Genomic DNA, 26,230 nt, shown 5'->3' with positions numbered 1-26,230 from the left:
GGCTGCACAGTTTTTTTGGGAGTTTCGTAAATGGCAGTTGCCTCCGGCGCCTATAAGAAAGCCCTCGAGGGCGACCAGACACCGAAAAAGGTGCTGGTCAAAATCGACCGGGTCACGAAGAAGTTCGACGAGACGATTGCCGTGGACGATGTGTCCCTGGAAATCAAGAAAGGCGAGATCTTCGCCTTGCTCGGCGGTTCGGGTTCGGGCAAATCCACCTTGCTGCGCATGCTCGCAGGTTTCGAGCGCCCGACCGAAGGTCGCATCTACCTCGACGGTGTGGACATCACCGACATGCCGCCCTACGAGCGGCCAATCAACATGATGTTCCAGTCCTACGCCTTGTTCCCGCACATGACCGTGGCGCAGAACATCGCGTTTGGCCTGCAGCAGGACAAGATCCCCAAGGCCGAAGTCGACGCCCGCGTGGCCGAGATGCTCAAGCTGGTGCAGATGAGCCAGTACGCCAAACGCAAGCCGCACCAGTTGTCCGGTGGCCAGCGCCAGCGTGTGGCCCTGGCCCGCTCCCTGGCCAAGCGCCCGAAACTGCTGCTGCTCGATGAGCCCATGGGTGCGTTGGACAAGAAGCTGCGTTCGCAGATGCAACTGGAGCTGGTGGAAATCATCGAGCGCGTCGGCGTGACCTGCGTGATGGTGACCCACGACCAGGAAGAGGCCATGACCATGGCCGAGCGTATCGCGATCATGCACCTGGGCTGGATCGCCCAGATCGGCAGCCCCATCGACATCTATGAAACCCCTACCAGCCGCCTGGTGTGCGAGTTCATCGGCAACGTCAACATCTTCGACACCCAAGTGGTGGACGACGCCGAAGGCCACGCGGTGCTCAAGTGCCCGGACCTGGACCGCGACATCTACGTGGGCTACGGCATCGCCACCGCGGTGGAAGACAAATCAGTGACCTACGCCATCCGCCCGGAAAAGCTGCTGGTGACCACCGAAATGCCGACCTGCGAGCACAACTGGTCCAGCGGCAAGGTCCATGACATCGCCTACCTGGGCGGCCACTCGGTGTTCTACGTGGAGCTGCCGAGCGGCAAGCTGGTGCAGTCCTTCGTCGCCAACGCCGAACGCCGTGGTCAGCGCCCCACCTGGGGTGATCAGGTGTACGTGTGGTGGGAAGACGACAGCGGCGTGGTACTTCGCTCATGAACATGAAGAAATTCAAGCGGCGCTTGGATCGTATCGTGCCCAGCGGCAAGCAGGTGGTCATCGGGATTCCCTTCCTCTGGCTGTTCCTGTTTTTCGCACTGCCGTTTTTCATCGTATTGAAAATCAGCTTTGCCGAAGCCGATGTGGCGATCCCACCCTATACCGAGATCTACACCTACGTTGAGCAGAAGCTGCAAGTGGTGCTGAACCTGGCCAACTACAGCTTGCTGGCGGGCGATGAGCTATATATCGCCGCCTATCTGGGCTCGCTGAAGATGGCGTTTTTCAGCACGCTGCTGTGCCTGCTGATCGGCTACCCGATGGCCTACGCCATCGCCACCGCGCGCAAGGAAATGCAAACGGTGCTGGTGTTGCTGATCATGATGCCGACCTGGACCGCGATCCTGATCCGGGTGTATGCGTGGATGGGCATCCTCAGCAACAACGGCTTGCTCAATGGCTTCCTGATGTCCATGGGCTTGATCAACGAGCCGCTGCAGATCCTCAACACCAACATCGCGGTGTACATCGGCGTGGTCTATTCGTACCTGCCGTTCATGATCCTGCCGCTGTACGCCAACCTGGTTAAGCACGACCAGAGCCTGCTGGAAGCCGCCTCCGACCTGGGGTCGAGCACCTTCAACAGCTTCTGGAAAATCACCGTGCCGCTGTCCAAGAACGGCATCATCGCCGGCTGCATGCTGGTCTTCATTCCGGTGGTGGGCGAGTTTGTGATTCCTGAGCTGCTCGGCGGCCCGGAAACCCTGATGATCGGTAAAGTGTTGTGGCAGGAATTTTTCAACAACCGTGACTGGCCGGTGGCTTCTGCCCTGGCGGTGGTGATGCTGGCGATCCTGATCGTGCCGATCATCCTGTTCAACCGCAGCCAGGCCAAAGAGCTGGAGGGCAAGATATGAAGCGCTTTCGTTTCTCCAGCTTCATGCTGGTCGCAGGCTTGTTGTTTATCTACCTGCCGATGTTGATCCTGGTGATCTATTCGTTCAACGAATCCAAGCTGGTGACGGTGTGGGGCGGTTGGTCGATCAAGTGGTACGTGGGCCTGCTGGACAACACCCAGTTGATGGGCTCGGTGGCCCGCTCCCTGGAAATCGCCTGCTACACGGCGGTGGCGGCGGTGGCGTTGGGTACCCTGGCGGCCTTTGTGCTGACGCGCATCAGCCAGTTCAAGGGCCGCACGCTGTTCGGTGGCCTGGTGACGGCACCGTTGGTGATGCCCGAAGTGATCACCGGTCTGTCACTGTTGCTGCTGTTCGTGGCCATGGCGCAGATGATCGGCTGGCCCCAGGAGCGTGGCATCGTCACCATCTGGATCGCCCACACCACCTTCTGTGCGGCGTATGTGGCGGTGGTGGTGTCGGCGCGCCTGCGTGAGCTGGACCTGTCGATTGAAGAGGCGGCTATGGACCTGGGCGCACGGCCGTGGAAGGTGTTCTTCCTGATCACCATCCCGATGATCGCGCCGTCGCTGGCGGCGGGCGGCATGATGTCCTTCGCGTTGTCCCTGGATGACCTGGTACTGGCCAGCTTCGTGTCGGGCCCGGGCTCGACCACCTTGCCGATGGAAGTGTTCTCGGCGGTGCGCCTGGGGGTCAAGCCTGAAATCAACGCCGTGGCGAGCCTGATTCTGTTGGCGGTATCGCTGGTGACCTTCCTGGTGTGGTTCTTCAGCCGCCGGGCCGAAGAGCATCGCAAGAAGGCCATTCAGCAAGCGATTGAAGAAGCCGCAGCGGATGGCTGGCAACAGCCGGACAAGCGCCGGGCGCCAGCACCGGTCTAACTGCCGGAACAGGGTAAAAGTGTGGGAGCTGGCTTGCCTGCGATGGCGGTGTATCAGTCACTTATAAGGTGCTGACCCACCGTCATCGCAGGCAAGCCAGCTCCCACATTTGATTGCATTTCAGGTTGATTACATCGCCCACGGCGACGTGCGAATCACCTCGACAAAATTCTTCGGCTTGAACCCAGGCTCCTGGTCCGCCAGCACATCGGTCTTAACATTGCCAAACGTGGTTTGCGGGCGGTGGCGCAAGCCATCGGCAAACGCGCAGATGATGCACTCCTTGAACCCTTCTCCCCGTGGATGCGCATGCACTACCGCTTCGCGCTGCGCGCTGCTGAACGCGGCGTAGTCCATGCCCAGCACGTCCATCTCCACACCGGCGGTCACCAGCGCTACGGTGGGGCGCAGGTGTTTCGGCACGCCCGGCGTGGTGTGCAGGGCGATGGACAGCCACACTTGTTCGATATCGTCATCGCTCAACCCATAAGGTTTGAGGAACGCGGCGGCGGCGTTGGCGCCGTCCACTTCGAAGCGCTCGTTGTCACTGCGATGGCCTTCCACCAGGCCCAGGTCATGGAACATTGCGCCTACGTACAGCAGCTCCGGGTTGTAGGCCAGTTGATTGCGCTCACCGCTCAAGGCGCCGAACAGGAAGACGCGACGCGAATGGTGGTAGAGCAGGTCCGATTCGACGTCGCGGATGTATTCGGTGGTGGCCTTGGCCAAGGCGCTGTCAGGGATCTGGATACCGGCTATGGTGGTGCGCATGGTGGATCTCCTCTGGAAAGATTCCAGTCTGGTCCCATGACCCTGAAGCGGCTATCGCCACAGGGAGGCGATCCCGGCCAATGTGCCGCCACATCGTGCCAAGCATGTAGGCGATCCCCTGTGGGAGCTGGCTTGCCTGCGATAGCATCACCTCGGTGTACCTGAGGTACCGAGTCGTCTGCATCGCAGGCAAGCCAGCTCCCACAAGGGGGGCGTGTTTATCCAGTTGGAAAAAGGTGTTTGTGAACATGGGCAAAACCGTCGCCATCCTGATCTTCCCCGGTGTCCAGTCGCTGGACGTGACCGGGCCGATGGATGTGTTCTGCGAGGCCAACCGCTTCCTGGCGCCCGAGGATCACTATCGGCTGGAAGTACTCGGCTTCGGCCACGGCGCCATGGCGGCCTCCAACGGTTTGTCATTGCAGGCCCACAAGCACTACAGCGAAGCCCGGCAACCCTACGACCTGTTGCTGGTCGCCGGTGGCCCGCAGTTACCCTTCGAAGATTTCGGCCCTGAGTTTGACGCCTGGCTGCGCGCGGCCGCCGCGAAGGCGCAGCGTTTTGGCTCGATCTGCAATGGCGCCTTCATGCTGGCCCGTGCAGGTCTGCTGGACGGCAAGACCGTCACTACCCATTGGAACGATGCCGCCAGCCTGGCACGCCTGTGCCCCTCGGCCCGGGTCGAAGCCGACCGTCTCTATGTACAGGACGGCAAGCTCTACACCTCCGCCGGGGTCACGGCAGGTATCGACCTGTCGTTGTACTTGCTGGCCCAGGATCACGGTCCGGAAGTGGCCCTGAGCGTGGCCAAGCGCCTGGTGGTGTTCACCCAACGCTCGGGCGGGCAATCGCAGTTCAGCCCGTTCCTCACGCCCCATGCCGAAACCACCTCGGCGGTGGCGCTGGTGCAACTGTACGTGCTGGCCAATTTGACGGGAGACTTGACCATCGCCGACTTGGCCAAGGCCGCCAATATGAGTGCGCGCAATTTCTCCCGGGTGTTCGCCCGAGAAGCGCGGATTACGCCAGCGGAATTTGTCGAGCGCGCGCGAGTGGATGCGGCGCGGGTGATGCTTGAAAGCAGCCACGCACCGCTTAAAACTGTTGCCTATCAATGCGGCTTTCGCGACGCCCAGCACATGCGCAGTGTGTTCAACCGCCGGCTGGGCGTCACGCCGCAACAGTTCAGGATTAATTTTGCCGCACCCGTGTAGCGATCATGTCTATCTGGCAGGTAGCAGCTTGAGGATACCGCGGGTATTCGCCGTCACTTCCTCGTCATTGAAATGCGCCTGCTCATACCTGCCCTCGATATAGCTCTGCGCCTGGTCGCCATAGTGCGTATCAAAGGGCACACCGCTTTGCCCCACCGGGTTGATGGTGAGGGCGTGGGTCGGGTCGGCGAAGTCGATCAGGCGTCGCGTTGACGGCCCATAAGTCACCGGCCAAGGTGCCGGGCCAATCGGGGCGGTCTGGTTGTTCGGCACTTCGTGGCTGCCCGGTGCCGGGAACGGGCCGACGTTGAAGATTTTATCCAGGGGTTTTTGCAGGCCCAGCGGATGGCCGTGGGTCAAGATGTGCGCCTTGCCCCACTGCCACTGCGCCGGGTCATCGCCGAACGTAGCCTTGAGGTGGGCCAGGCTGTTGTCCCAGGCGAGCTTGACGGTGTCGGCCCGATTGCCGTTCCACCAGGGTGAGTCTGCCGATGCGGCCAGGCGTGGCAAGGCGGCGTCGATCACACGGGTGCCGAGCAGGGTCTTGAACAGCGTGTCGCCCAGTTTCGGGTGGAAGGTCGCGTCGGCGAGGTTGAACAGCAACTGGTTGAACAGCGTGGCGCTGGTGGAGTCCAGCGGGTAATCGCCTTTCCAGTTGGCCAGTTGTTCCACCAGCTTCAACTCTGCCGGGTCCTTGACCACTTCCCGCAGCACCGGCAACAACGGCGCCAGCAGGCGCGGGCCATAGGCGGTGGTGGTGCCCAGTTGCAGGGCCTGGCTGTTGGTCACATCCCACTTCACGCTCTTGTCGCTCAATTGCGCGTTCAGCTGCTGGCCACGGTCGGCCAAGTTGTAATAGCCGGGAATTTCCATGCCGGTAGGGGAGGCCGGCTGCGCATTGGCCGACACCACATAACCACGCGGCGGGTTTTCTTCCTGGGGGTTGGCACTGAAGGGGTAGAAGCCCAGCTTGTCGGCCTGGGCGGTACTGCCATCGAGGATGAACGCCGGGTTGACCCCCGCCGGGCGCATCGGCAACTGCGCCGCCGCCCACCAGCCGATATCGCCCTTGGCATTGGCCCATATGATGTTGAGGCCCGGTGCCGAGACCTTGGCCGCAGCGGCACGTGCCTTGGCCAGGGTATCGGCGCGGTTGAGCTGGTAGAAGCCTTCGAGGATCGGGTTCTCGCTGTCGAGGAACGCCCACCACATGGCAATCGGCGTGCTGCCGGCGTTCTCGCCGAGCACGTCATTGATGATCGGACCGTGGGGCGAGCGGCGCAGGATGAGGGGCACCGGCGCCTGGCCCTTGACCTGGATCTGCTGCTCGCTGCTGGTCATGTCGACCCATTGGCCGTGATACCAGACCTGGTTGGGGTTGTCCGGGTTGACCTTCTCGGCGACCAGGTCGAGGTCGTCGTTCTGGAACATGGTCAGGCTCCAGCCAAACTCCATGTTGTGCCCCAGGAACGCCACCGGCACCAGCGCGTTGTGATAGCCATACAACTCAAAACCGGGCGCTGACAGTTGCGCCTCGTACCACACCGACGGCACCGAGAAACGGATATGGGGGTCGCCCGCCAGCAGGGGTTTGCCGCTACGGGTGTGGCTGCCGCTGACGGCCCAGGCATTGCTGCCCTCGAACTGCGGCAGGCCGTTGTCGGCCAGGGCCTGTTCGCTCAGGGCGGCGATAGCGCCGAGGGTGTTCCAGTCGCCGTTCGCCAGGTTGAGGGCGCCCTTGGGTTGCCAGTCGAGGTCGAAGACTTTCAAGTAGTCGCTGCCCAACCGGTCGCGCACGTAGGTCAGCACCGGTTCGGTACGAAAGGCTGCGGCAAAGCTGTAGGCCATGTACCCGGCAACGCTGATGCTGTCTTCGGCGGTAAACGGGCGCTTGGGGATGCCCAGCACATCGAACTCCATGGGGCTGGCATGGCTGGCCTGATATTGGTTGATCCCGTCCAGGTAGGCCTGCAGGGCTTTCGAGGAGGCTGAGTCAGGGTCCATGTGCGCGGCGTAGCTCGAGGCGCGTTCGCGAATACGCAGGCTGCGGAACAGCTTATCGGTCTCGAGCAGCTTCGGCCCCAGCGCTTCGGCCAGCTCGCCCCGGGCCAGGCGCCGCATGATCTCCATCTGGAACAGGCGGTCCTGGGCATGCACATAGCCCAGGGCGCGGTACAGGTCGGCTTCGTTCTCGGCGCGGATATGCGGCACGCCACGATCGTCGTAGCGCACCGTGACCGAGCCTTGCAGGTGGGCCAGGGTTACCGTGCCCTGGCGCGTGGGTTGCTTGCTGTAGAGGTACCAACCGGCGCCCAGGGCGACCAGCACTATCAGCACCGCGAAAACCCGCAAGACGCGCTTCATGAACATTCCTTACCAAAGTGGACGGCTACAGATCCTTAGGCCACGAACAATAGCAGCCTACCGCGAGGGTGTGAGTGGCATTCACTTCGCGTCCGGTTCCAAGGGCCTTGAGAATCGGCTCGATAAAACTGTTGCTGGCGTTGCAGGTCAGCCCCTCGCTGTAGGGGCCGAAATAGGCCAGCTTGCCTGTGCGGTCCCAAATCCCCACTGCAGGGCTGGCGGGTATCCGGTCGGCGCCGGGCAGGGCGTCGATGACTTTCATGTGGCGCAGGTTGTCGGGCAACTGGCCGTGGCTGCCGGGTTTTTGCAGGGCATAGAACTCCACTCCTTGGGGCCCGTACTGCTCGATCAGCTCGCCCAGGTGTTGCTGGTTGCCGACATTGCACGGGCAGGCCGGGTCCCAGAAGTGCACCAGGCGAATCGGGCCAGGGCCACTGAGGGCGGCAGGCAGTTGCAGCGCATCGCCGGAGAACACCGCCGTGTGCTCGCTGAAGGTGCGCAAGTAGCGGCTTTGGAACCAGTCATACGCGGCCCACAGCACACCGGAGCAGATAACCAGGATCAGACTGGCGAACAGGGCATTACGGTAGGGCGGTCGCATTCAGAGGTATCCTCGCAGGTCGCGTAGCTTGCCATGCTTGTCCTGACAGATGAATATCGCAGCTCGATATTCATCTTCACCGCCAGTCTGGAAGCCTTTATGCCCGTTACCTTTGACCCTGATCATCTGCGCGAAAGCTTGCGGCCGTTGGTGGACGCGCAACCGCTCAGCGCCGAAGCGCGGGTCTACCAACGTTTCTATGGGCTCGACCTGGCCGCCCGCAAGGTGCCGGCCGTGAGTCGCCTGGGGCGTTTTGAAGTGGACGGGTTCGAAGTGGTGGCCCAGGTGTGGTGGCCGCCTGCGCCGGTGGCGACGATGTTCATGTTCCACGGCTTCTATGACCACATGGGACTGTACCGCCACGTGGTGGACTGGGCATTGGATCAGGGCTTCGTGGTGATTGCCTGCGACCTGCCGGGCCACGGTTTGTCCAGCGGTCCCCGCGCCAGCATCGATGAGTTTGCGGTATACCAGCGGGTGGTGCAGGGGCTGTTCGCCGAGGCCAAGGCCTTGCAATTGCCCCAGCCCTGGCACCTGTTCGGGCAGAGCACCGGCGGCGCCATTGTGGTGGATCACCTGCTCAACCACGGTGCCGACAGCCCGGCCCAGGGCAAGACCTTTTTGTTATCGCCACTGGTACGGCCGCGGGCCTGGGGTTGGTCCCAGGTCAGCTATTACCTGCTGCGCCCGTTCGTCAAAGGCATCGCCCGGCGTTTCAGCGATAACTCCAACGATCCTGAGTTCAAGCCGTTCCTTGAAGCCGATCCGCTTCAGCCCCGCCAATTGCCCACCGCCTGGGTGGGGGCGCTAGCGCGCTGGATCAAACGCATCGAAGCCGCGCCACGCAGCCCACGGCGACCGGTGATAGTGCAGGGTGAGGAAGATATGACGGTGGATTGGCAACACAATTTGCAGGTGCTGCGGGGGAAGTTCGACCGGCCCGAGGTGTTGATGCTCAAGCGGGGTCGGCATCACTTGGCCAATGAGATTCCGCAGATTCGTAATGAGTACTTCAGTTTTCTCACAAGCCACCTGAAATAACGCAATCCAAATGTGGGAGCTGGCTTGCCTGCGATAGCGGTGTAACTGACAGGTCGCAATCGCAGGCAAGCCAGCTCCCACAGGGTTTACTGCGTCAGGCTTGAGGTGCTTTGACCAACGGCAAGCCCTGCGCGAATGGCTGCAAGGGCAGCCTGGTAATACGCCTTGCCCTGCGGCGACTCGGCAAAGGTGGCGAATTCTTCCAGCTCCGGGTCGGACAGATCCCGGTACACATACAGCAAGGTGTTGTTCAAATCCTTGTCGATCTGCTGCATCAGCCGCTCGCGCTGCCCATTCAACATCCCTTGTGCCTGGCCACCGCCAAGCAGGCCGGGGATCATCTGGCTCAAGCTGTCGGCCGCCACGCCGGCAATCGCCAGGCTGACTTCCGCCCCGGCTTCACGAGCAGGCAGCGCCTGGGCCAGGTGGCCGATGATCAGGTTGCGGGTGGCTTCGGCCTGGATTTTCGGCAGGCCCTGGGCGTTCTTCGCCAACTGGTCGCGGCGGGTAGCCAGCAATTCGGCGGCGACAATCTTGCGCCCCAGGGGCGATTGGAAAAATTCCAGGGCCGGTTTCGGGTCGGGCAAGTGCTTGCGCAGTTGCGCCTCGGCACGCTGGTCCATGGCCTGGGCGGCAAAGCGCTTATTGCTGTTGTCCACCAGCGCCTGGTACACCGCTGGCGGCAGACTATTGCGATAGCGTTGCTGGGCGGCGCTGAGGGCGTCATTGAAATGCGCACGTTGTTCGGCCCAGCCGGCGACCTTGTATAACTGGTCATAGCCGTCTGCCCACGCGGGCAAAACGCAGAGCATCAACACGGAAAATAACAAACGACGCATATGGACTCCTGTCAGTCGGCCACTATTGTCCGTGTCGGGCGTAGGATTTGTCGAGAAGTCCTATCAGTCACCTGACTAAAGTGTATTCAGACGCTCAGCGGCTCTGTCGGATTCACAGGCGTATGGATACTATGCGCGCCATGCAAATACCCCTCGATCACCCGCTGCTGCAACGCATCGTCGACGACCTGGCCGAAAAAGGCTGGTCTCAGCAGAATGGCTTCCTGCCCCAGGCTCTGACCCTGGAACTCGCTGCTGAGTGCCATAAACGTGCGGCTGAAGGTGAACTGGCACCGGCAGCGGTGGGGCGCGGGCCGGCCCAGGAGATTCGCGAGGGCATTCGCGGTGACCATATCCAGTGGCTGGAAGAAGGTGACGCGGCGGTCTGCGACACCTATATGGCGGTGATGGACGGCCTGCGCCTGGCGATGAACCGCAGCCTGTTCCTGGGCCTGGAAGATTTCGAAAGCCACTTCGCAATGTACCCGCCCGGGGCCTTTTACCTTAAGCATGTGGACCGTTTTCGCGATGATGACCGGCGCATGGTCTCGGCGGTGGTCTACTTGAACGACGCCTGGTTGCCCGAACACGGTGGCCAGTTGCGCATGTACCTCAAGGGCGGCGTTGAATACGACGTGGTGCCCGTTGGCGGTTGCCTGGTGGTGTTCCTGTCGGGCGAAGTGCCCCACGAAGTCCTGCCGGCCACTCGAGAGCGCCTGTCGTTGACCGGCTGGTTTCGCCGACGGGGTAACGAGCCGTTCTGAGCAGGCTGCCCCCATCTACAGAGCCTTATGACCTACTGTGTCTTGACTATCGGTGCACTGCTTTCAAACCACTTCTGCACCAGCGCCTTCAAGCGGCCATCCGCCTCAACCCGCTCCAGGGCCATGTCCAGGCTGCTCTTGAACGCCGGGTTGCCTTTCTGGAATGGGATCACAAGGTCCGGCTTCTCGCGATAAGCCTTGCTGAAATCGAACCGATCCTTGAGTTCGGCAGTCATAGCGATATGGTTTATAGCCACGTCGTACTTGCCGGTTTCCACACCTGACAACAGGTCGCTGTCGTCGGTGGTGATAAAAGACGGGCGTACGTCCATTTCCTTGGCCAGTTGCTCACCCAGTTCCACTTCAAAGCCGGTGAGTTTGTCGCCGTCCTTGAAGTTATAGGGCGCGGTGTTGGCTTCCAGGGCGATGCGCAGTTCACCGCGATCATTGACGTCGTCGATCAGTTCGGCGTGAGCCAAGGGGCTCAGCAGGGGAAGCAAAAGTAACAGGCCAGGCGAAAAGCGCATGGTCACTCCTAAAGAATTCGTACGGGCGAGACGCCGTTCAGCATCGCTTTGCTATGGTGTCGAGTGCCTTGGACAGCAATTTGTCGCGAAGTTGTCATAACCCCACAGATTTCACCGAAAAACTGGAGAAGCGAATGAAAGCCCTTTTATCCCGCGCCACCCTGGCCAGCCTGTTGCTGGGTGCTTCGATGTTGGCCACAGCCGCCGACGGTATCCCGCGTAGCGCTCCACCGGAAGGTGCCAAGGTGTTTATCGTCTCGCCGAAAGATGGCGCCACCGTCGATAAAACCTTCACCGTGAAATTCGGCATGGAAGGCCTGAAACTGGCCCCGGCGACCGACCAGGCGCCAGGCACCGGCCACCACCATCTGCTGATCGACCAGAAAGAACTGCCGGATGCGAAACTGCCGATCCCGGCCACCGACACTGTGATCCATTACGGCAAGGCCCAGACCGAGACTGAAGTGACCCTCACCCCAGGCAAGCACACCTTGCAGCTGGTGGCCGGCGACAAACTGCACATGCAGTTCAACCCGACTGTAGCCTCTAAAGTGATCACGGTTAACGTTAAGTAAGATGTGTTCAGATGAAAAAAGGGAGCCCCATGGGGCTCCCTTTTTCGTGGTGCAGTTGAAACCTTAGAACAATACGCGGCTACGGATAGTGCCGTTGATGTGCTGCAGCTTCTCTTGCGCCAGGTCCGAATACTCGGCGTCGACATCGATGACCACGTAGCCAACCTTCTCGTTGGTCTGCAGGAACTGACCGGAGATGTTGATGCCGTTTTCCGCGAAGACCTTGTTGATCTCCATCATCACGCCCGGAATGTTCTGGTGGATGTGCAGCAGGCGGTGCTTGCCCGGGTGAGCCGGCAGGGCCACTTCGGGGAAGTTGACCGACGATACCGAGGTGCCGTTGTCGCTGTACTTGACCAGCTTTTCCGAGACTTCCAGGCCGATGTTGGCTTGGGCTTCAGCGGTGGAACCACCGATGTGCGGGGTCAGGATCACGTTGTCCAGGCCACGCAACGGGCTTTCGAAGATGTCGTCGTTGGAGCGCGGCTCCACCGGGAACACGTCGATGGCGGCGCCGATCAGGTGCTTGTCCTTGATCGCCTCGGCCAGGGCGTCCAGCTTGACCACGGTGCCACGTGCAGCGTTGATCAGGATCCCGCCTTTCTTGATCGCGCGGATTTCCTTCTCGCCGATCATCCACTGGGTCTCAGCGGTTTCCGGAACGTGCAGGGTGACGATGTCGGACATGCCCAACAGCTCGGTCAGGCTCGACACCTGGGTGGCATTACCCAATGGCAGCTTGGTCAGGGTGTCGTAGAAGAACACCTGCATCCCCAAGCCTTCGGCCAGGACCGACAGTTGCGTGCCGATCGAACCGTAACCGACGATACCCAGCTTTTTGCCGCGGATCTCGAAGGAGTTGGCCGCGCTCTTGATCCAGCCGCCACGGTGACAGGAAGCGTTCTTCTCGGGGATACCGCGCAGCAACAGGATAGCCTCGGCCAACACCAGCTCCGCCACGGAACGGGTGTTGGAGTACGGCGCGTTGAACACCGCGATGCCGCGCTCGCGCGCTGCGTTGAGGTCAACCTGGTTGGTGCCGATGCAGAAACAGCCGACAGCCACGAGTTTCTTGGCGTGGTCGAAGATCTCTTCGGTCAGCTGAGTGCGGGAGCGAATGCCGATAAAGTGCGCGTCGGCGATCTTTTCCTTGAGCTGGGCTTCCGGCAGTGAACTGGTGATGTACTCAATGCTGGTGTACCCGGCGGCTTTCAGAACGTCGACAGCCGATGGGTGGACGCCTTCCAGAAGAAGGAACTTGATCTTGCTCTTATCGAGAGAAGTCTTGCTCATCTGCGTAAACCTGTATCCCGGAGAAAAATGGCAGGGAATCGGATCGCTTAAGCTGACCCGGACGGCAGGAAAGCCGTCACCGCAGAAACGCCCTTTGGGTCTGTCCTGCGGGGGCGGTATGCTAGCATACGCACCCCGCTAAACACCTATTCCTGCGACGTGAAGCGTTCTCAGGATGACCATGAATTGTTCGAGAGTTCTGTCGATGACCCATCCTGCCCTGATTGATGAGCTAAAGACCCTGGTTGAGCCCGGCAAAGTGCTGACCGATGCAGACTCCCTGGAGGCTTACGGCAAGGATTGGACCAAGCACTTCGCACCCGCGCCCAGCGCCATCGTGTTCCCCAAGACCACCGAGCAAGTGCAGGCCATCGTGCGTTGGGCCAATACGCACAAGGTGGCACTGGTGCCGTCCGGCGGTCGTACCGGCCTGTCGGCGGCGGCGGTGGCGGCCAATGGCGAAGTGGTGGTGTCGTTCGACTACATGAACCAGATCCTCAATGTGAACCTCACCGACCGCACTGCGGTGTGCCAACCGGGGGTGGTCACCAAGCAACTGCAGAACGTCGCCGAAGAAAACGGCCTGTACTACCCGGTGGATTTTGCATCGTCCGGTTCCAGCCAGATTGGCGGCAATATCGGCACCAATGCCGGCGGGATCAAGGTGATTCGCTACGGCATGACCCGCAACTGGGTCGCCGGCATGAAGGTGGTCACCGGCAAGGGCGATGTGCTGGAGTTGAATCGCGACCTGATCAAGAACGCCACCGGCTACGACATGCGTCAGCTGTTCATCGGCGCCGAGGGCACCCTGGGCTTTGTGGTCGAAGCCACCATGCGCCTGGACCGTGCACCGAAGAACCTTACCGCCATGGTGCTCGGCACCACTGACTTCGACTCGATCATGCCGGTGCTGCATGCGTTCCAGAGCAAGCTGGACCTGACGGCCTTCGAGTTCTTTTCCGACAAGGCCCTGGCTAAAGTCCTCGGTCGCGGCGATGTGCCGGCGCCGTTCGAAACCGAGTGCCCGTTCTACGCGCTGCTGGAATTCGAAGCCACCACCGAAGAAGTCGCCAACCACGCCCTGGAAACCTTTGAGCATTGCGTCGAGCAGGGCTGGGTGCTGGACGGCGTGATGAGCCAGAGCGAAACCCAACTGCACAACCTGTGGAAACTGCGCGAGTATATCTCCGAGACCATTTCCCACTGGACGCCGTACAAGAACGACATCTCGGTCACGGTCTCCAAAGTGCCGGCGTTCCTGAGTGAAATTGACGCGATAGTCGGTGAACACTACCCGGACTTCGAAATCGTCTGGTTCGGCCATATCGGCGACGGCAACCTGCACTTGAACATCCTCAAGCCGGAAAACCTGAGCAAGGATGAGTTCTTCGCCAAGTGCGCCACCGTGAATAAGTGGGTGTTCGAAACCGTCGAGAAGTACAACGGTTCGATCTCCGCCGAACACGGGGTGGGCATGACCAAGCGCGATTACCTGACCTACAGCCGCTCGCCGGTTGAAATCGAGTACATGAAGGCGGTGAAAGCCGTGTTCGACCCGAACGGGATCATGAACCCCGGCAAGATCTTCGCTGTTTAACTGCACCTTGAGGAGTCGTTCCATGAGCTACCAGCACAAGTATGTCGACGGCACCAATATCCACTTCCCTGTGGGTAAAGTGGTCTGCATTGGGCGCAATTACGCCGAACACGCCAAGGAACTGGACAACCCGGTGCCGACCGAACCCCTGCTGTTCATCAAGCCGGGCAGTTGCGTGGTGTCGCTGGAAGGCGGTTTCAATATTCCAACCGAGCGCGGTTCGGTGCACTACGAAGCGGAAATCGCCGTGTTGATCGGTAAGCCATTGTCGACCAAACCGAGCCGTGAAGAAGTACTGGACGCCATCTCCGGCTTCGCCCCGGCCCTGGACCTGACCTTGCGCGACAAGCAGGCTGAGCTCAAAGCCAAGGGCCTGCCGTGGGAAATCGCCAAGTCCTTCGATGGCGCGGCGGTGCTTGCACCTTTCGTGGTCAGCAGTACCTTTGAGGATCTGACCGATATCGGCATCCGCCTGAGCATCAACGGCGAAGTACGCCAGGACGGCAACAGCGCGCAGATGCTCAACCCGATTGTGCCGATGATTCAGTACATGGCGGGTTGCTTCTCCCTGCAGGCGGGCGACGTGATCCTGACCGGCACCCCGGCGGGTGTTGGCCCGTTGAATGTGGGGGATGAAGTGGTGTTGGAGCTGGCGGGTGTCAATCGCTTCGAAAGCGTCGTGCGCTAAATCACTGCCAAGCTGTGGGAGCGGGCTTGTGTGGGAGCTGGCTTGCCTGCGATAGCATCACTGCGGTGTGACTGACATACCGAGGTGCCTGCATCGCGGGCAAGCCCGCTCCCACAGTTGGCCGTGTACCTCTGCAAGATCCGGCGTTTTGCATTTTTTTCACACACCATCCGGATAATTCCCTGCTCTTGCGCGCGGGTCCTTGAATCCTGTGCTATCCCCTACAGCTGACTTTCCGGAAAAGCGCTCAATGGCCGTGCCTCTGCCCACTTCGAAACCTTCGCTTCGCTCCCGCTTGTCCATGCGCTGGTATTCCTGGGTGTTTCTGGCCGGTGCCATTCTGTATGGGGTTGCCTGGGCCATGCATTGGGACGATCGCGGTGTGTTGTGGGTGCTGGAGCGCTTCGAGAGCCCGGCCGAACGCCAGGAGAGTGTGTGGCTCCCGGATTATCACGTGGTCATCGATGCCAAGTTGCTGCCCGGTATGGAGAAGGATGAGGCTTCGGACCTGTCCTACAACCCCCAGACCAAAACCTTGTTTTCCGTCATGGGCAAGAACCCGTTCCTCGTCGAGCTGAGCCTGCAAGGCGATGTGCTGCGCAAGATGCCGCTCAACGGCTGGAACAATCCGGAAGGCCTGACGGTGATGGAAAACGGCCTGATGGCGGTGGTCGATGAGCGTCAGCACAGCCTGACCATTGTCAGGGTCGACGCCGCTACCACCGCGTTGAACAAGGCTGACTTCCCCAGTTATGACCTTGGCCCGTCCGCAGACCAGAACAAAGCCTTTGAAGCCATTACCTGGGACAAGCGCAACCAGCAACTCGTACTGGGCGAAGAGCGCCCGCCGGCGCTGTTCACCTGGAAAAGCGATGGCAGCCAACGCCTGACTGGCAGCAAGGCCAAGCTGGCCAGTAGCGAACTGGACATGCGCAACCTCTCGGCGCTGGAGATCGATCCCCGTACCGGGCACTTATTGGCGCTGTCAGCCGACTCCCATCTGTTGCTGGAATTGGACGAGAAAGGCGAGCAAGTCAGCTTCATGACCTTGCTCGGTGGCTTCAATGGCCTGAAAGACACCATCCCCCGCGCCGAAGGGGTGACCATGGACGAGAGCGGCAACCTGTACATGGTCAGTGAGCCAAACCTGTTCTATCGTTTTGAAAAGCAGAAATAACTGACAAATTACGTCAGACTTTTCTTTATAAACGGCATTCGCCAGACAGTTCGGTGCGTTTAAGTTTAAATTCAGGCGACCTTGATATCTATTCGCCAGTTTTTCTTCTGAGCATTGCCCAATGCGTCGACTTGCCCGTCCCAAACCTGCTTTCTTCATCCTGCTGTTGCTTGCCCTGGTTGCCGCCGGGGTCGTGGCGCAGCAGTTTCGCCTATTCGAGCGTGCCTGGTTCAACTGGCAGGTGTGGCGCCAGCCCGCCGATGAGCGCGCGATTGGCCTGGCGGACTATCGCGTCATCGTCGAAGGCCAGGTGATCGAAGGGCTCGACGACGACGTCTCGGCCCTGACCTACGACCCGGTGCGCAAAAGCCTGTTTACCGTCACCAATAAAAACGCCGAGCTGGTGGAGCTGTCCCTGGACGGCAAAATCCTGCGGCGCATCCCCCTGGTGGGCTTTGGCGATGCCGAGGCGGTGGAATTTATCAGCGACAACATCTATGTCATCAGCGATGAGCGCCAGCAGCGGCTGATAAAGGTGCATGTGGACGATGACACGCAATTTCTCGATGCCGCCGATGCCGAGCAAATGACCCTCGGCGTACACATTGGCGGCAACAAGGGTTTTGAAGGGTTGGCCTACGACTCGGTAGGCAAGCGCCTGTTCGTGGCCAAGGAACGCGACCCGATGCTGATCTACGAGGTCCACGGATTTCCCCATTTCAAGCCGGAAAAAACCTACTCGGTGCATGTGATCAACAACCCCAAGCGCGATGCCGGGTTGTTTGTGCGCGACCTGTCGAGCCTGCAATACGACGAGCGCAGCGGCCATCTGCTGGCGCTATCGGATGAATCATTCCTGGTGCTGGAACTGGATATCGACGGTCGCCCTTTAAGCAGTCTGTCGCTGCTTAAAGGGCGTCATGGCCTGAGCAAGCGCGTGCCCCAGGCCGAAGGGATTGCCATGGATGATGACGGCACCTTGTACATGGTCAGCGAGCCGAACCTGTTCTACGTGTTCAAGAAACCCTGATCAGAACATCCATTGCACGCCCAGTGAATAACCGGTCTGGCTGCCTTCGGCATGCCCCAGGCGGCTATTGACCTCGGCATACACGCCCAATTCCGGGGTGATCGCCAATTGGCTGCCGATCTGCGCCCGGCCGAAGCTCTTGTCCACTGAACCGAGCCTGGCGGTGCGCGCCTGGCCATCGGCACGTGCGCTCAGTTGCAGGTCGTCGAGGCGACCGTCGGCCAATTCCTTGACCCAGGCGATGTCGCCATAAGGCAGCAGGCTCAGGCCGTAGGGCAGGGCGACCGCGCCACGCACGCGCCAGCCGAGGCTGGCTTCCAGGGAGCCGAAAGACTGTTCTTCGTACTCCAGGGCCGTGCGCAGGTTCTGTTTTTCGTGAAATTTGTCGATGCGGTAATGGGTATAGTCCAGACCGGCGAACGGCCCGCTCTTCAAGGTGCCGAAGTCAAAGTCATAGCCGCCCAGAACCCGTGCGCCCAATGCCAGAGCGTCGGTCTCGCCGCTCAGTTGCTGATTGAGCAGGATCGGCCCGCCATTGGCCTGGATGACCAGGTTGCGCCTGGAGTCCAAGCGCGTGTGGCCGACGCTCAGGTCGCCGGCCAGCCAGCTTGGCCCGCCATCGTTGAGCAGTGCATAGGCGGCTGCCTGCCAGGTGTCACTGTCCAGTTTGCCGCGATGCTCGAGTTTGTCGCGGCCATTGAGGTAGCTCAGGCTGGCGCCGATATTCAGGCTCGAGGTCAGTTGATAGTCGCCTAGGGCATGCAGGCCCAGACGCCGGGCTTCGGGATTGGGGGCGCTGTCGAAGCCACTGTCCGGGTTGTATTCGCCATCCACGCCGATTTCGCCATCAAAGCTGCCGACCTCCCGGCTGGCGGCCTGCAGGGTCAGCCAGCGGCGATCATGCAAGCGCACCATGGCCTGATGCTGACGCTGCAGGTTGTCTTGCATATTGCGTGCGACTGCACCGCCGGACGCCGTTGAGGCCATCAGGTCGGCGTTGGTCAACTCCAGCACCAGGCGGCTGAGCAGGCGTGAATAGTCACGCAGGCGCTGGTCGATGCGCGCCTGGCCGAAGGCATCGGTGAGCACGGCTTTGTTGTCTTCGTTCGGGTCGTGCCAGGTCGAGCCACCGGGGATTTTCGGGTTGTCGGTCTGGGTGTAGCCGTCCAGGTCACCCAGTTCCCAGTTGGTGGCCTCGACATAAAGGATCGGGATGTTCAGCGGTTCAAACGCCTCGCCATCGCTGCAACAGCCAGTGCCCTGAGGGTATTGCGGGTCCAGGCCGGGGTTGGCGAACAGCGGGATGTTCAACTCCTTGGCGATCTGGAACGTGTGCTCACGCAATGACGCCAAGGCCGGGTTGGCGGTGCTGTTCTGACCGGCGTGGGCGTACATCATGTCGCCGGTGATCAAGCTGTCGAGGTTGATCATCGCCAGCATATTGGCGCGATGGCTGGCGCTGAGCGAGTCGACAAAGGCGCGGGAGCCACGTAAGCCTTCTTCTTCGGCGCCGAAGCCGACTATTTGCAGGCCATTTTCCAGTTGCAGGCCGCCGAGGTTCTTGGCGACCTCGGTCAACACGCTGGCACCGGAGCCATTGTCGTCCAGGCCTTGCAGGGCCGGGCGACCAAAATAGGTATCGAAATGCGCGCCGATCACCACGTACTGCGGCTTGGTGCCGGCGGCGTAGGCCACCACATTTTGCGAAGCGCGGCTGCCGTTGTTCCAAGTGAAGTCCTGACGGCTGATGGAATAGGCCGTGCCCATCTGGCTCTGCATCCAACCCGCAGCGCCGGCAAAATTGGTCGTACCGCGATAACGACCGGGGTAGTCATTGATCAGTTTTTCCAGGGTGGTGTTGGCGTGCTGGCCGTAATCGTAGGCCTGGGCTTGCGCGGACAGCAGGGCACCGGCAACGCTGATGGCGAGGGCTAGGGGCTTTATCACAAGGTCTTCCTTGAGGTGATGGGAATGTTCAAAGCCCAGACCCTTTGCACAATGCGCGCCTCATTCCGTGGGCGGCTGCAAATTGGCGCATTGTTAAACGCGTGGGTCGCGTGGCTGTAATTTGTAACGGATTGGATACCAGGCGGGACTTGGCGTGCCGTGACCGAGCGCACGGTTTTGGCGAGGAGTGCTGCGAAAAGTAGCGTTTTTGTTACATCGCTCTAGAGCCGAGCGCCTAACAAATGTGGGAGCTGGCTTGCCTGCGATGGCATCGCCTCGGTATCCATTGATACACCGAGTCGTCTGCATCGCGGGCAAGCCCGGCTCCCACAGGGTCAGGCCTTTAGGGTTTTCACGCCTTCCGGGGTGCCCAGCAGCAACACATCGGCCGGGCGCGCCGCGAACAGGCCGTTGGTGACTACACCCACGATGGCGTTGATCTGCGTCTCCAACTCCACGGGGTTGGTGATCTGCATATTGAACACATCGATGATGATGTTGCCGTTGTCGGTCAACACCCCTTCGCGGTACACCGGGTCGCCGCCCAACTTCACCAGTTCGCGGGCCACATGGCTGCGGGCCATGGGGATGACTTCCACCGGCAACGGGAAGGCGCCGAGCACCGGCACCAGCTTGCTGGCATCGGCGATGCAGATGAAGGTCTTGGCCACGGCCGCGACAATTTTCTCGCGGGTCAGGGCTGCGCCGCCGCCCTTGATCAGGTTCAGGTGTTCGTCGCTTTCATCGGCGCCATCGACGTAGAACTCCAGGTCGCTCACGGTGTTGAGCTCGTACACCGGAATGCCATGGCCTTTCAGGCGTGCGGCGGTGGCTTCGGAGCTGGCGACTGCGCCATCGAACGCGCCCTTGTGCTGGGCCAGTGCGTCGATAAAGCAGTTGGCGGTGGAACCGGTGCCGACACCGACGATGCTCTTGTCGTCGAGTTTAGGAAGGATTAAATCGACAGCGGCCTGGGCCACTGCCTGTTTGAGTTGATCCTGGGTCATGCGGGCTCCGGAACGGCGGGGAATTATCGAGGGCGGCGAGTATAACCCAACAAAACCTCGGGATTCGTGTGGTCGCCCGGCCAAAAGCCGGGTTAGACTCCTTGGTCCTGCCCAACCCGTGAAGTAGATGCCTGCCGATGCTTGAACACTACGTCAAAAAGATCCTCACCACGCGCGTTTATGACATTGCCGTGGAAACCCCCTTGCAGACTGCCCGCCAGCTCTCCGAGCGGCTGGGCAACAAGATTTGGCTCAAGCGCGAAGACTTGCAGCCGGTGTTCTCGTTCAAGATTCGCGGCGCTTATAACAAGCTGACCCAATTGAGCAGCGAAGAACGTGCCCGCGGCGTAGTCACGGCTTCGGCGGGCAACCATGCCCAGGGCCTGGCCCTGGCGGCCAAGGTGTTGGGCGTCAAGGCCACCATCGTGATGCCCAAGACTACCCCGGAGATCAAGGTCGAAGGCGTGCGCTCCCGTGGCGGCAAAGTGGTGTTGCACGGCGATTCCTTCCCGGAAGCGCTGGCCTACTCGCTCAAGCTGGTCGATGAAAAGGGCTACGTCTACATTCACCCCTACGATGATCCGCACACCATTGCCGGGCAGGGCACCGTGGCGATGGAAATCCTGCGCCAGCACCCGGGGCCCCTGGACGCGATTTTCGTACCGGTAGGCGGCGGCGGGCTGATTGCCGGCATCGCCGCGTACGTGAAGTATCTGCGCCCGGAAATCAAGATCATCGGCGTCGAACCGGACGACTCCAACTGCCTGCAAGCCGCCATGGCCGCGGGCGAGCGCGTGGTATTGCCGACCGTCGGGATCTTCGCCGATGGCGTGGCGGTGGCGCAGATCGGCCAGCACACCTTCGACATCTGCAAGGACTATGTCGACGAAGTGATCACCGTAAGCACCGATGAAATCTGCGCGGCGATCAAGGATATCTACGACGACACTCGCTCTATCACTGAGCCAGCGGGCGCGTTGGGCGTGGCCGGGATCAAAAAGTACGTCGAGACCCGTGGTGTCAGCGGCCAGACCTTCGTTGCCATCGACTCTGGCGCCAACGTCAACTTCGACCGCCTGCGCCACGTGGCCGAGCGTGCGGAGCTGGGCGAAGGCCGCGAAGCGATTATCGCCGTGACCATCCCCGAGCAGCCGGGCAGCTTCAAGGCGTTCTGCGAGGCCGTGGGCAAGCGCCAGATCACCGAATTCAACTACCGTTACCACACCGGCAGCGAGGCGCACATCTTCGTCGGCGTACAGACCCACCCGGAAAACGATCCACGCAGCGCGCTGATTGCCAGCCTGACCAGCCAGGGTTTCCCGGTGCTGGACCTGACCGAAAACGAACTGGCCAAGTTGCACATTCGCCATATGGTCGGCGGGCACGCGGCCAAAGTCAGCGATGAGCTGGTGTTTCGCTTCGAGTTCCCGGAGCGGCCGGGGGCGTTGTTCAACTTTCTTAACAAGTTGGGCGGGCGCTGGAACATCTCGATGTTCCATTACCGCAACCACGGCGCGGCCGATGGCCGTGTGGTTGCCGGGCTGCAAGTGCCGGCGGATGAGCGCCACCTGGTGCCGGCGGCCCTGGCTGAAATCGGTTATCCGTACTGGGATGAGAGCGAAAACCCGGCCTACCAGCTGTTCCTCGGTTGAGCGACTACGCTGACTGAGCGGCCTTTAAAGGAATCGAGACCATGGAAACGCTGACCACCCTCAAGGTTATCCACATCACCGCCACCGTATTGCTGCTGCTCAGCGGCCTCGGCCTGGCCGTATTGGCCTGGCGTAAACGTAGTGCCGGCCCGGCCGCGACCGTGCAGCGCCCCTGGGCATTTGTATGGCTGCTGATGGGGATTTGCCTGGTGAGCATGCCCTTCACCGGCTGGTGGCTGGTGCACCTGCTCGGCTGGCCGTTGGGGCAAACCTGGATCCTGGGGTCCAGCATCCTCTACACCGTGGCGGCGCTGGCCTGGTTCTGGCTGGTGGCGCGGCTTAATCGCCTGCGCAAAGGCGAGGGCGGCAGCCTGAATTTCACCCTGGTGCTGGCGGTGGTCAGCCTGGTGGGGTTTGTCGCGATTGCAGGGCTCATGGGCGCGAAGCCGGTTTAGGGCTTTAGACTGCGTCGGCTGCATCGGGGGCAAGCCCCCTCCCACATTTTTGACCACATTCTCATGTTGGAACTCGGTCAAGTGTGGGAGGGGGCTTGCCCCCGATAGGGCCATCAGCTACGCAGCGTAATCACCGGCCAGCCGCGCTTCTCGGCTTCAGCACGCAAATTCGGATCCGGATCCACCGCCACCGGATGCGTCACCTGTTCCAGCAACGGCAAGTCATTCATCGAATCGCTATAGAAATAGCTGTCTTCCAGGCTGTACCCGGTCTCTTCCAGCCAACGGTTCAAGCGCGTCACCTTGCCTTCGCGAAAGCACGGCACATCGGTGCTGCGCCCGGTATAGCGGCCGCCCTGCATTTCGCATTCGGTGGCGATCAGGGTCTCGACGCCCAGCCGTGCGGCAATTGGCGCAGTGACGAAACGGTTGGTGGCGGTGATGATCACCAGCTTGTCGCCCGCGGCGCGGTGCTTGGCCAGCAGTTCCACCGCCTTGGGCAGCATGATCGGCTCGATGCAGTCGCGCATATAGTCGTTGTGCCACTCGTCCAACTGGGCCATTTCGGTGCGGCCGAGGATTTCCAGGCAGAAGTTCAGGTAGGCGGCATTATTCAGCGTGCCGGCCAGGTAGTCCTGGTAGAACGCATCGTTGCGGGCCTTGTAGGCGATCGGGTCGAGAAACCCGCGCTCACACAGGTAATCACCCCAGGCGTGATCGCTGTCACCACCCAGGAGCGTGTTGTCCAAGTCGAATAAAGCCAGGCGCATTGCAATTACTCGCTGAAAAGTCTGTAAAAAGGCGTCCAGAATACGGTCTTTTCACAAGAGTGCACATAAGGTAAGAAGCCTCGTTGCCGCTGGAACAACCTTTGTGGAACAATGCGGCGACATGCGTTTGCGAGGTTGTTGCCGTGATCGACCCCGATGGTTTCCGTCCTAATGTCGGGATTATTCTTACGAATGATGCCGGACAGGTGCTATGGGCTCGCCGAATCAACCAAGATGCCTGGCAGTTTCCTCAAGGTGGAATCAACCCCGACGAGACCCCTGAAGACGCCTTGTACCGTGAGTTGAACGAAGAAGTCGGCCTTGAGCGTGAAGATGTGCAGATTCTGGCCTGTACCCGTGGCTGGTTGCGTTATCGTTTGCCGCAACGCCTGGTGCGTACCCACAGCCAACCGCTGTGCATCGGCCAGAAGCAGAAATGGTTTCTTTTGCGCCTGATCTCCAATGAGCAGCGGGTGCGGATGGATTTGACCGGTAAACCGGAGTTCGATGGCTGGCGCTGGGTCAGCTATTGGTACCCGTTGGGCCAGGTGGTGACATTCAAGCGCGAGGTTTATCGTCGCGCTCTCAAAGAGCTTGCCCCGCGCCTTTTAGCGCGCGACTGACGACGGAGTTCGACCCCGAGCCATGCTCAATACGCTGCGCAAGATCGTCCAGGAAGTTAACTCCGCCAAGGATCTCAAGGCGGCGTTGGGGATTATTGTGTTGCGCGTCAAGGAAGCCATGGGCAGCCAGGTCTGCTCGGTTTACCTGCTGGACCCAGAGACCAACCGTTTTGTGCTGATGGCCACGGAGGGCTTGAACAAGCGCTCCATCGGCAAGGTCAGCATGGCGCCCAATGAAGGTCTGGTGGGCCTGGTGGGGACGCGTGAAGAACCCCTGAACCTCGAACATGCGGCCGACCACCCGCGTTATCGCTACTTTGCCGAAACCGGTGAAGAGCGCTACGCCTCGTTCCTCGGCGCGCCGATCATCCACCACCGCCGCGTAGTCGGCGTGTTGGTCATCCAGCAAAAAGAACGCCGCCAGTTCGACGAAGGTGAAGAAGCCTTCCTCGTGACCATGAGTGCGCAGCTCGCGGGGGTTATCGCCCACGCCGAGGCCACCGGTTCGATTCGCGGCCTGGGGCGCCAGGGCAAGGGCATCCAGGAAGCCAAGTTCGTCGGCGTACCGGGCTCGCCTGGGGCTGCGGTGGGCAAGGCAGTGGTTATGCTGCCACCGGCCGACCTCGACGTGGTGCCGGACAAGAGCGTCGATGACATCGACGCTGAAATCAGACTGTTCAAGACCGCCCTCGAAGGCGTGCGCGCCGACATGCGCAACCTGTCGAACAAGCTGGCCACCCAGCTGCGTCCCGAAGAGCGTGCGCTGTTCGACGTGTACCAGATGATGCTCGACGACGCGTCCCTGGGTAACGAAGTCAAGACCGTGATCAAGACCGGCCAGTGGGCCCAGGGTGCGTTGCGCCAGGTGGTGACCGATCACGTCAACCGCTTCGAAATGATGGACGACGCCTACCTGCGCGAGCGGGCTTCGGATGTGCGCGACCTCGGGCGCCGCTTGCTGGCGTACCTGCAGGAAGACCGCAGCACCAACATGGTCTTCCCCGATAACACCATCCTGGTCAGTGAAGAATTGACGGCCACCCAGCTCGGTGAAGTGCCTGAGGGCAAGCTGGTGGGCCTGGTCTCGGTACTGGGCTCGGGTAACTCCCACGTCGCGATCCTGGCCCGGGCCATGGGCATCCCGACGGTGATGGGCCTGGTGGACCTGCCGTATTCCAAGGTCGACGGCATCGACATGATCGTCGACGGGCATCGCGGTGAGGTGTTTACCAACCCCAGCGACGTGCTGCGCAAGCAATACGCCGAAGTGGTGGAAGAAGAGAAGCAACTGGCACAGGGCCTCGACTCGTTGCGCGAGCTGCCGTGCGTCACCCTCGACGGCCACCGTGTACCGCTGCTGGTCAACACCGGTCTGCTGGCGGATGTAGCACGTGCCCAGCAACGTGGCGCCGAAGGAGTAGGGCTGTATCGCACCGAAGTGCCGTTCATGATCAACCAGCGTTTTCCGAGTGAGAAGGAGCAGCTGGCGATTTATCGCGAGCAACTTCAGGCCTTCCACCCGCTACCGGTGACGATGCGCAGCCTGGACATTGGCGGCGACAAGTCACTGTCGTATTTCCCGATCAAGGAAGACAACCCCTTCCTTGGCTGGCGTGGCATTCGCGTGACCCTCGACCATCCTGAAATCTTCCTCGTCCAGACCCGCGCTATGCTCAAGGCCAGCGAGGGTTTGAACAACCTGCGTATCCTGCTGCCGATGATCTCCGGCACCCATGAGCTGGAAGAGGCCCTGCACCTGATCCACCGTGCCTGGGGCGAAGTGCGCGATGAAGGTGCTGACGTGCCGATGCCGCCGATTGGCGTGATGATCGAGATCCCCGCGGCGGTGTACCAGGCCAAGGAACTGGCGCGGCAGGTGGATTTCCTCTCGGTGGGCTCCAACGACCTGACCCAGTACCTGCTGGCCGTGGACCGTAACAACCCACGGGTGGCCGACCTCTACGACTACCTGCACCCGGCAGTGCTGCAAGCCCTGCAACACGTGGTGCGCGATGCCCATGCCGAAGGCAAGCCGGTGAGCATCTGCGGTGAGATGGCCGGCGACCCGGCGGCGGCGGTGCTGTTGATGGCAATGGGCTTTGACAGCCTCTCGATGAACGCCACCAACTTGCCGAAAGTGAAGTGGATGCTGCGCCAGGTTGAATTGAGCATGGCCGAGGATTTGCTGGCTGAGTTGATGACCATCGACAATCCGCAAGTTATCCACAGCTCGCTGCAGTTGGCACTGAAGAACCTGGGGCTGACCCGGATGATCAACCCGGCTTCGGCCAAGGCCCTCTAGACCGAGGCGCCTTCATCGC

Annotated in this window: 24 protein-coding genes; 15 read left to right on the top strand and 9 right to left on the bottom strand. The window is 60.9% G+C overall.

The annotated features are described in order from the left end of the window. Positions 1–30: 30 nt before the first annotated feature. From TU73_RS23565 to TU73_RS23555, 3 genes are read left to right on the top strand one after another with little or no spacing between them, the layout of a single operon-like run. Positions 31–1,173: an ABC transporter ATP-binding protein gene (locus TU73_RS23565; protein WP_003176776.1), complete on the top strand. Its 1,143-nt coding sequence runs from the start codon at positions 31–33 to the stop codon at positions 1,171–1,173. Next, a complete protein-coding gene (locus TU73_RS23560) occupies positions 1,170–2,090 on the top strand; it encodes an ABC transporter permease subunit (RefSeq protein ID WP_057014223.1) in 921 nt (306 codons plus the stop codon). Before TU73_RS23565 ends, TU73_RS23560 begins: the two co-directional genes overlap by 4 nt. After that, a complete protein-coding gene (locus TU73_RS23555; protein WP_003195236.1) occupies positions 2,087–2,971 on the top strand; it encodes an ABC transporter permease subunit in 885 nt (294 codons plus the stop codon). The genes TU73_RS23560 and TU73_RS23555 overlap by 4 nt, the downstream gene beginning before the upstream one ends. 129 nt (positions 2,972–3,100) lie before the next feature. Here TU73_RS23555 and TU73_RS23550 read toward each other — a convergent pair whose 3' ends face one another. Then, entirely contained in the window at positions 3,101–3,742 is a 642-nt protein-coding gene (locus TU73_RS23550) for an HD domain-containing protein (protein ID WP_057014222.1), read from the bottom strand. 248 nt (positions 3,743–3,990) lie between these two features. Between TU73_RS23550 and TU73_RS23545 the strand changes: the two genes are divergently transcribed. After that, entirely contained in the window at positions 3,991–4,956 is a 966-nt protein-coding gene (locus TU73_RS23545) for a GlxA family transcriptional regulator (RefSeq protein ID WP_057014221.1), read from the top strand. 9 nt (positions 4,957–4,965) lie between these two features. Here TU73_RS23545 and TU73_RS23540 read toward each other — a convergent pair whose 3' ends face one another. Together TU73_RS23540 and TU73_RS23535 are read right to left on the bottom strand one after the other, a co-directional pair. Continuing rightward, a complete protein-coding gene (locus TU73_RS23540; protein WP_057014220.1) occupies positions 4,966–7,320 on the bottom strand; it encodes a penicillin acylase family protein in 2,355 nt (784 codons plus the stop codon). A 25-nt stretch (positions 7,321–7,345) separates the two neighbouring features. Continuing rightward, positions 7,346–7,921 carry a DUF6436 domain-containing protein gene (locus TU73_RS23535; RefSeq protein WP_057014219.1) on the bottom strand — a complete coding sequence of 192 codons (576 nt, stop codon included), beginning with the start codon at positions 7,919–7,921 and terminating at the stop codon, positions 7,346–7,348. Between the two features lie 99 nt (positions 7,922–8,020). Here TU73_RS23535 and bipL point away from each other — a divergent pair, with 99 nt between their 5' ends. Next, positions 8,021–8,962 (top strand): phospholipase BipL, encoded by a 942-nt coding sequence (gene bipL / locus TU73_RS23530; RefSeq protein WP_057014231.1) that lies wholly within the window; start codon positions 8,021–8,023, stop codon positions 8,960–8,962. An 86-nt stretch (positions 8,963–9,048) separates the two neighbouring features. Here bipL and TU73_RS23525 read toward each other — a convergent pair whose 3' ends face one another. Then, positions 9,049–9,801 carry a DUF2059 domain-containing protein gene (locus TU73_RS23525; protein ID WP_057014218.1) on the bottom strand — a complete coding sequence of 251 codons (753 nt, stop codon included), beginning with the start codon at positions 9,799–9,801 and terminating at the stop codon, positions 9,049–9,051. A 131-nt stretch (positions 9,802–9,932) separates the two neighbouring features. Here TU73_RS23525 and TU73_RS23520 point away from each other — a divergent pair, with 131 nt between their 5' ends. Continuing rightward, entirely contained in the window at positions 9,933–10,565 is a 633-nt protein-coding gene (locus TU73_RS23520) for a 2OG-Fe(II) oxygenase (protein WP_057014217.1), read from the top strand. Between the two features lie 32 nt (positions 10,566–10,597). Here TU73_RS23520 and TU73_RS23515 read toward each other — a convergent pair whose 3' ends face one another. After that, positions 10,598–11,092: a transporter substrate-binding domain-containing protein gene (locus TU73_RS23515; RefSeq protein WP_057014216.1), complete on the bottom strand. Its 495-nt coding sequence runs from the start codon at positions 11,090–11,092 to the stop codon at positions 10,598–10,600. Between the two features lie 134 nt (positions 11,093–11,226). Here TU73_RS23515 and TU73_RS23510 point away from each other — a divergent pair, with 134 nt between their 5' ends. Beyond that, positions 11,227–11,667: a DUF4399 domain-containing protein gene (locus TU73_RS23510; RefSeq protein WP_046069985.1), complete on the top strand. Its 441-nt coding sequence runs from the start codon at positions 11,227–11,229 to the stop codon at positions 11,665–11,667. A 63-nt stretch (positions 11,668–11,730) separates the two neighbouring features. Here TU73_RS23510 and serA read toward each other — a convergent pair whose 3' ends face one another. Then, the gene (serA, locus tag TU73_RS23505; RefSeq protein WP_057014215.1) at positions 11,731–12,960 is read right to left on the bottom strand and encodes a phosphoglycerate dehydrogenase; all 1,230 of its coding nucleotides are present in this window, start codon (positions 12,958–12,960) and stop codon (positions 11,731–11,733) included. A 205-nt stretch (positions 12,961–13,165) separates the two neighbouring features. Here serA and TU73_RS23500 point away from each other — a divergent pair, with 205 nt between their 5' ends. The 4 genes from TU73_RS23500 to TU73_RS23485 all read left to right on the top strand — a co-directional run bounded on the left by TU73_RS23500 (position 13,166) and on the right by TU73_RS23485 (position 17,455). Beyond that, a complete protein-coding gene (locus TU73_RS23500; protein ID WP_043046995.1) occupies positions 13,166–14,560 on the top strand; it encodes an FAD-binding oxidoreductase in 1,395 nt (464 codons plus the stop codon). Between the two features lie 22 nt (positions 14,561–14,582). Further along, entirely contained in the window at positions 14,583–15,248 is a 666-nt protein-coding gene (locus tag TU73_RS23495; protein ID WP_057014214.1) for a fumarylacetoacetate hydrolase family protein, read from the top strand. A 250-nt stretch (positions 15,249–15,498) separates the two neighbouring features. Further along, complete coding sequence (locus tag TU73_RS23490) at positions 15,499–16,425, top strand: SdiA-regulated domain-containing protein (protein ID WP_057014213.1); 927 nt, start codon at positions 15,499–15,501, stop codon at positions 16,423–16,425. Positions 16,426–16,546: 121 nt separating this feature from the next. Continuing rightward, a complete protein-coding gene (locus tag TU73_RS23485) occupies positions 16,547–17,455 on the top strand; it encodes an SdiA-regulated domain-containing protein (RefSeq protein WP_043046998.1) in 909 nt (302 codons plus the stop codon). Here TU73_RS23485 and TU73_RS23480 read toward each other — a convergent pair whose 3' ends face one another. After that, positions 17,456–19,402: an autotransporter domain-containing protein gene (locus tag TU73_RS23480; RefSeq protein WP_057014212.1), complete on the bottom strand. Its 1,947-nt coding sequence runs from the start codon at positions 19,400–19,402 to the stop codon at positions 17,456–17,458. A gap of 335 nt (positions 19,403–19,737) precedes the next feature. Then, a complete protein-coding gene (rpiA, locus tag TU73_RS23475) occupies positions 19,738–20,409 on the bottom strand; it encodes a ribose-5-phosphate isomerase RpiA (RefSeq protein ID WP_032878877.1) in 672 nt (223 codons plus the stop codon). 137 nt (positions 20,410–20,546) lie between these two features. Between rpiA and ilvA the strand changes: the two genes are divergently transcribed. After that, entirely contained in the window at positions 20,547–22,061 is a 1,515-nt protein-coding gene (gene ilvA, locus TU73_RS23470) for a threonine ammonia-lyase, biosynthetic (RefSeq protein ID WP_057014211.1), read from the top strand. Between the two features lie 41 nt (positions 22,062–22,102). Continuing rightward, entirely contained in the window at positions 22,103–22,516 is a 414-nt protein-coding gene (locus tag TU73_RS23465; protein WP_014720366.1) for a DUF2269 family protein, read from the top strand. 113 nt (positions 22,517–22,629) lie between these two features. Here the strand turns inward: TU73_RS23465 and TU73_RS23460 are convergent, their stop codons facing one another. Further along, on the bottom strand, positions 22,630–23,286 hold the full coding sequence (locus tag TU73_RS23460; RefSeq protein ID WP_057014210.1) for a histidinol-phosphatase: 657 nt from the start codon (positions 23,284–23,286) through the stop codon (positions 22,630–22,632). A gap of 143 nt (positions 23,287–23,429) precedes the next feature. On the opposite strand from TU73_RS23460, the gene TU73_RS23455 reads away from it, so the two are divergent. After that, positions 23,430–23,909 carry an RNA pyrophosphohydrolase gene (locus TU73_RS23455; protein WP_003176750.1) on the top strand — a complete coding sequence of 160 codons (480 nt, stop codon included), beginning with the start codon at positions 23,430–23,432 and terminating at the stop codon, positions 23,907–23,909. 22 nt (positions 23,910–23,931) lie between these two features. Continuing rightward, positions 23,932–26,211, top strand: a complete 2,280-nt coding sequence (gene ptsP, locus TU73_RS23450; RefSeq protein WP_057014209.1) for a phosphoenolpyruvate--protein phosphotransferase — start codon at positions 23,932–23,934, stop codon at positions 26,209–26,211. Positions 26,212–26,230 lie beyond the last annotated feature (19 nt).

Origin of the sequence: Pseudomonas libanensis, assembly GCF_001439685.1 — a bacterium.
GTDB lineage: Bacteria > Pseudomonadota > Gammaproteobacteria > Pseudomonadales > Pseudomonadaceae > Aquipseudomonas > Aquipseudomonas libanensis.
This window is presented reverse-complemented; position numbering and strand designations above follow the sequence as displayed.

Excerpts from the sequence above, each read along its gene's own strand:
- TU73_RS23495 (WP_057014214.1), top strand. The coding sequence starts at position 14,583 with ATGAGCTACCAGCACAAGTATGTCGACGGCACCAATATCCACTTCCCT.
- TU73_RS23510 (WP_046069985.1), top strand. The coding sequence starts at position 11,227 with ATGAAAGCCCTTTTATCCCGCGCCACCCTGGCCAGCCTGTTGCTGGGT.
- ptsP (WP_057014209.1), top strand. The coding sequence starts at position 23,932 with ATGCTCAATACGCTGCGCAAGATCGTCCAGGAAGTTAACTCCGCCAAG.
- TU73_RS23545 (WP_057014221.1), top strand. The coding sequence starts at position 3,991 with ATGGGCAAAACCGTCGCCATCCTGATCTTCCCCGGTGTCCAGTCGCTG.
- TU73_RS23550 (WP_057014222.1), bottom strand. The coding sequence starts at position 3,742 with ATGCGCACCACCATAGCCGGTATCCAGATCCCTGACAGCGCCTTGGCC.
- TU73_RS23460 (WP_057014210.1), bottom strand. The coding sequence starts at position 23,286 with ATGCGCCTGGCTTTATTCGACTTGGACAACACGCTCCTGGGTGGTGAC.
- TU73_RS23500 (WP_043046995.1), top strand. The coding sequence starts at position 13,166 with ATGACCCATCCTGCCCTGATTGATGAGCTAAAGACCCTGGTTGAGCCC.
- TU73_RS23520 (WP_057014217.1), top strand. The coding sequence starts at position 9,933 with ATGCGCGCCATGCAAATACCCCTCGATCACCCGCTGCTGCAACGCATC.
- ilvA (WP_057014211.1), top strand. The coding sequence starts at position 20,547 with ATGCTTGAACACTACGTCAAAAAGATCCTCACCACGCGCGTTTATGAC.
- TU73_RS23565 (WP_003176776.1), top strand. The coding sequence starts at position 31 with ATGGCAGTTGCCTCCGGCGCCTATAAGAAAGCCCTCGAGGGCGACCAG.
- serA (WP_057014215.1), bottom strand. The coding sequence starts at position 12,960 with ATGAGCAAGACTTCTCTCGATAAGAGCAAGATCAAGTTCCTTCTTCTG.
- TU73_RS23485 (WP_043046998.1), top strand. The coding sequence starts at position 16,547 with ATGCGTCGACTTGCCCGTCCCAAACCTGCTTTCTTCATCCTGCTGTTG.
- TU73_RS23490 (WP_057014213.1), top strand. The coding sequence starts at position 15,499 with ATGGCCGTGCCTCTGCCCACTTCGAAACCTTCGCTTCGCTCCCGCTTG.
- TU73_RS23560 (WP_057014223.1), top strand. The coding sequence starts at position 1,170 with ATGAACATGAAGAAATTCAAGCGGCGCTTGGATCGTATCGTGCCCAGC.
- TU73_RS23465 (WP_014720366.1), top strand. The coding sequence starts at position 22,103 with ATGGAAACGCTGACCACCCTCAAGGTTATCCACATCACCGCCACCGTA.
- TU73_RS23525 (WP_057014218.1), bottom strand. The coding sequence starts at position 9,801 with ATGCGTCGTTTGTTATTTTCCGTGTTGATGCTCTGCGTTTTGCCCGCG.
- TU73_RS23515 (WP_057014216.1), bottom strand. The coding sequence starts at position 11,092 with ATGCGCTTTTCGCCTGGCCTGTTACTTTTGCTTCCCCTGCTGAGCCCC.
- TU73_RS23555 (WP_003195236.1), top strand. The coding sequence starts at position 2,087 with ATGAAGCGCTTTCGTTTCTCCAGCTTCATGCTGGTCGCAGGCTTGTTG.
- TU73_RS23535 (WP_057014219.1), bottom strand. The coding sequence starts at position 7,921 with ATGCGACCGCCCTACCGTAATGCCCTGTTCGCCAGTCTGATCCTGGTT.
- bipL (WP_057014231.1), top strand. The coding sequence starts at position 8,021 with ATGCCCGTTACCTTTGACCCTGATCATCTGCGCGAAAGCTTGCGGCCG.
- rpiA (WP_032878877.1), bottom strand. The coding sequence starts at position 20,409 with ATGACCCAGGATCAACTCAAACAGGCAGTGGCCCAGGCCGCTGTCGAT.
- TU73_RS23540 (WP_057014220.1), bottom strand. The coding sequence starts at position 7,320 with ATGAAGCGCGTCTTGCGGGTTTTCGCGGTGCTGATAGTGCTGGTCGCC.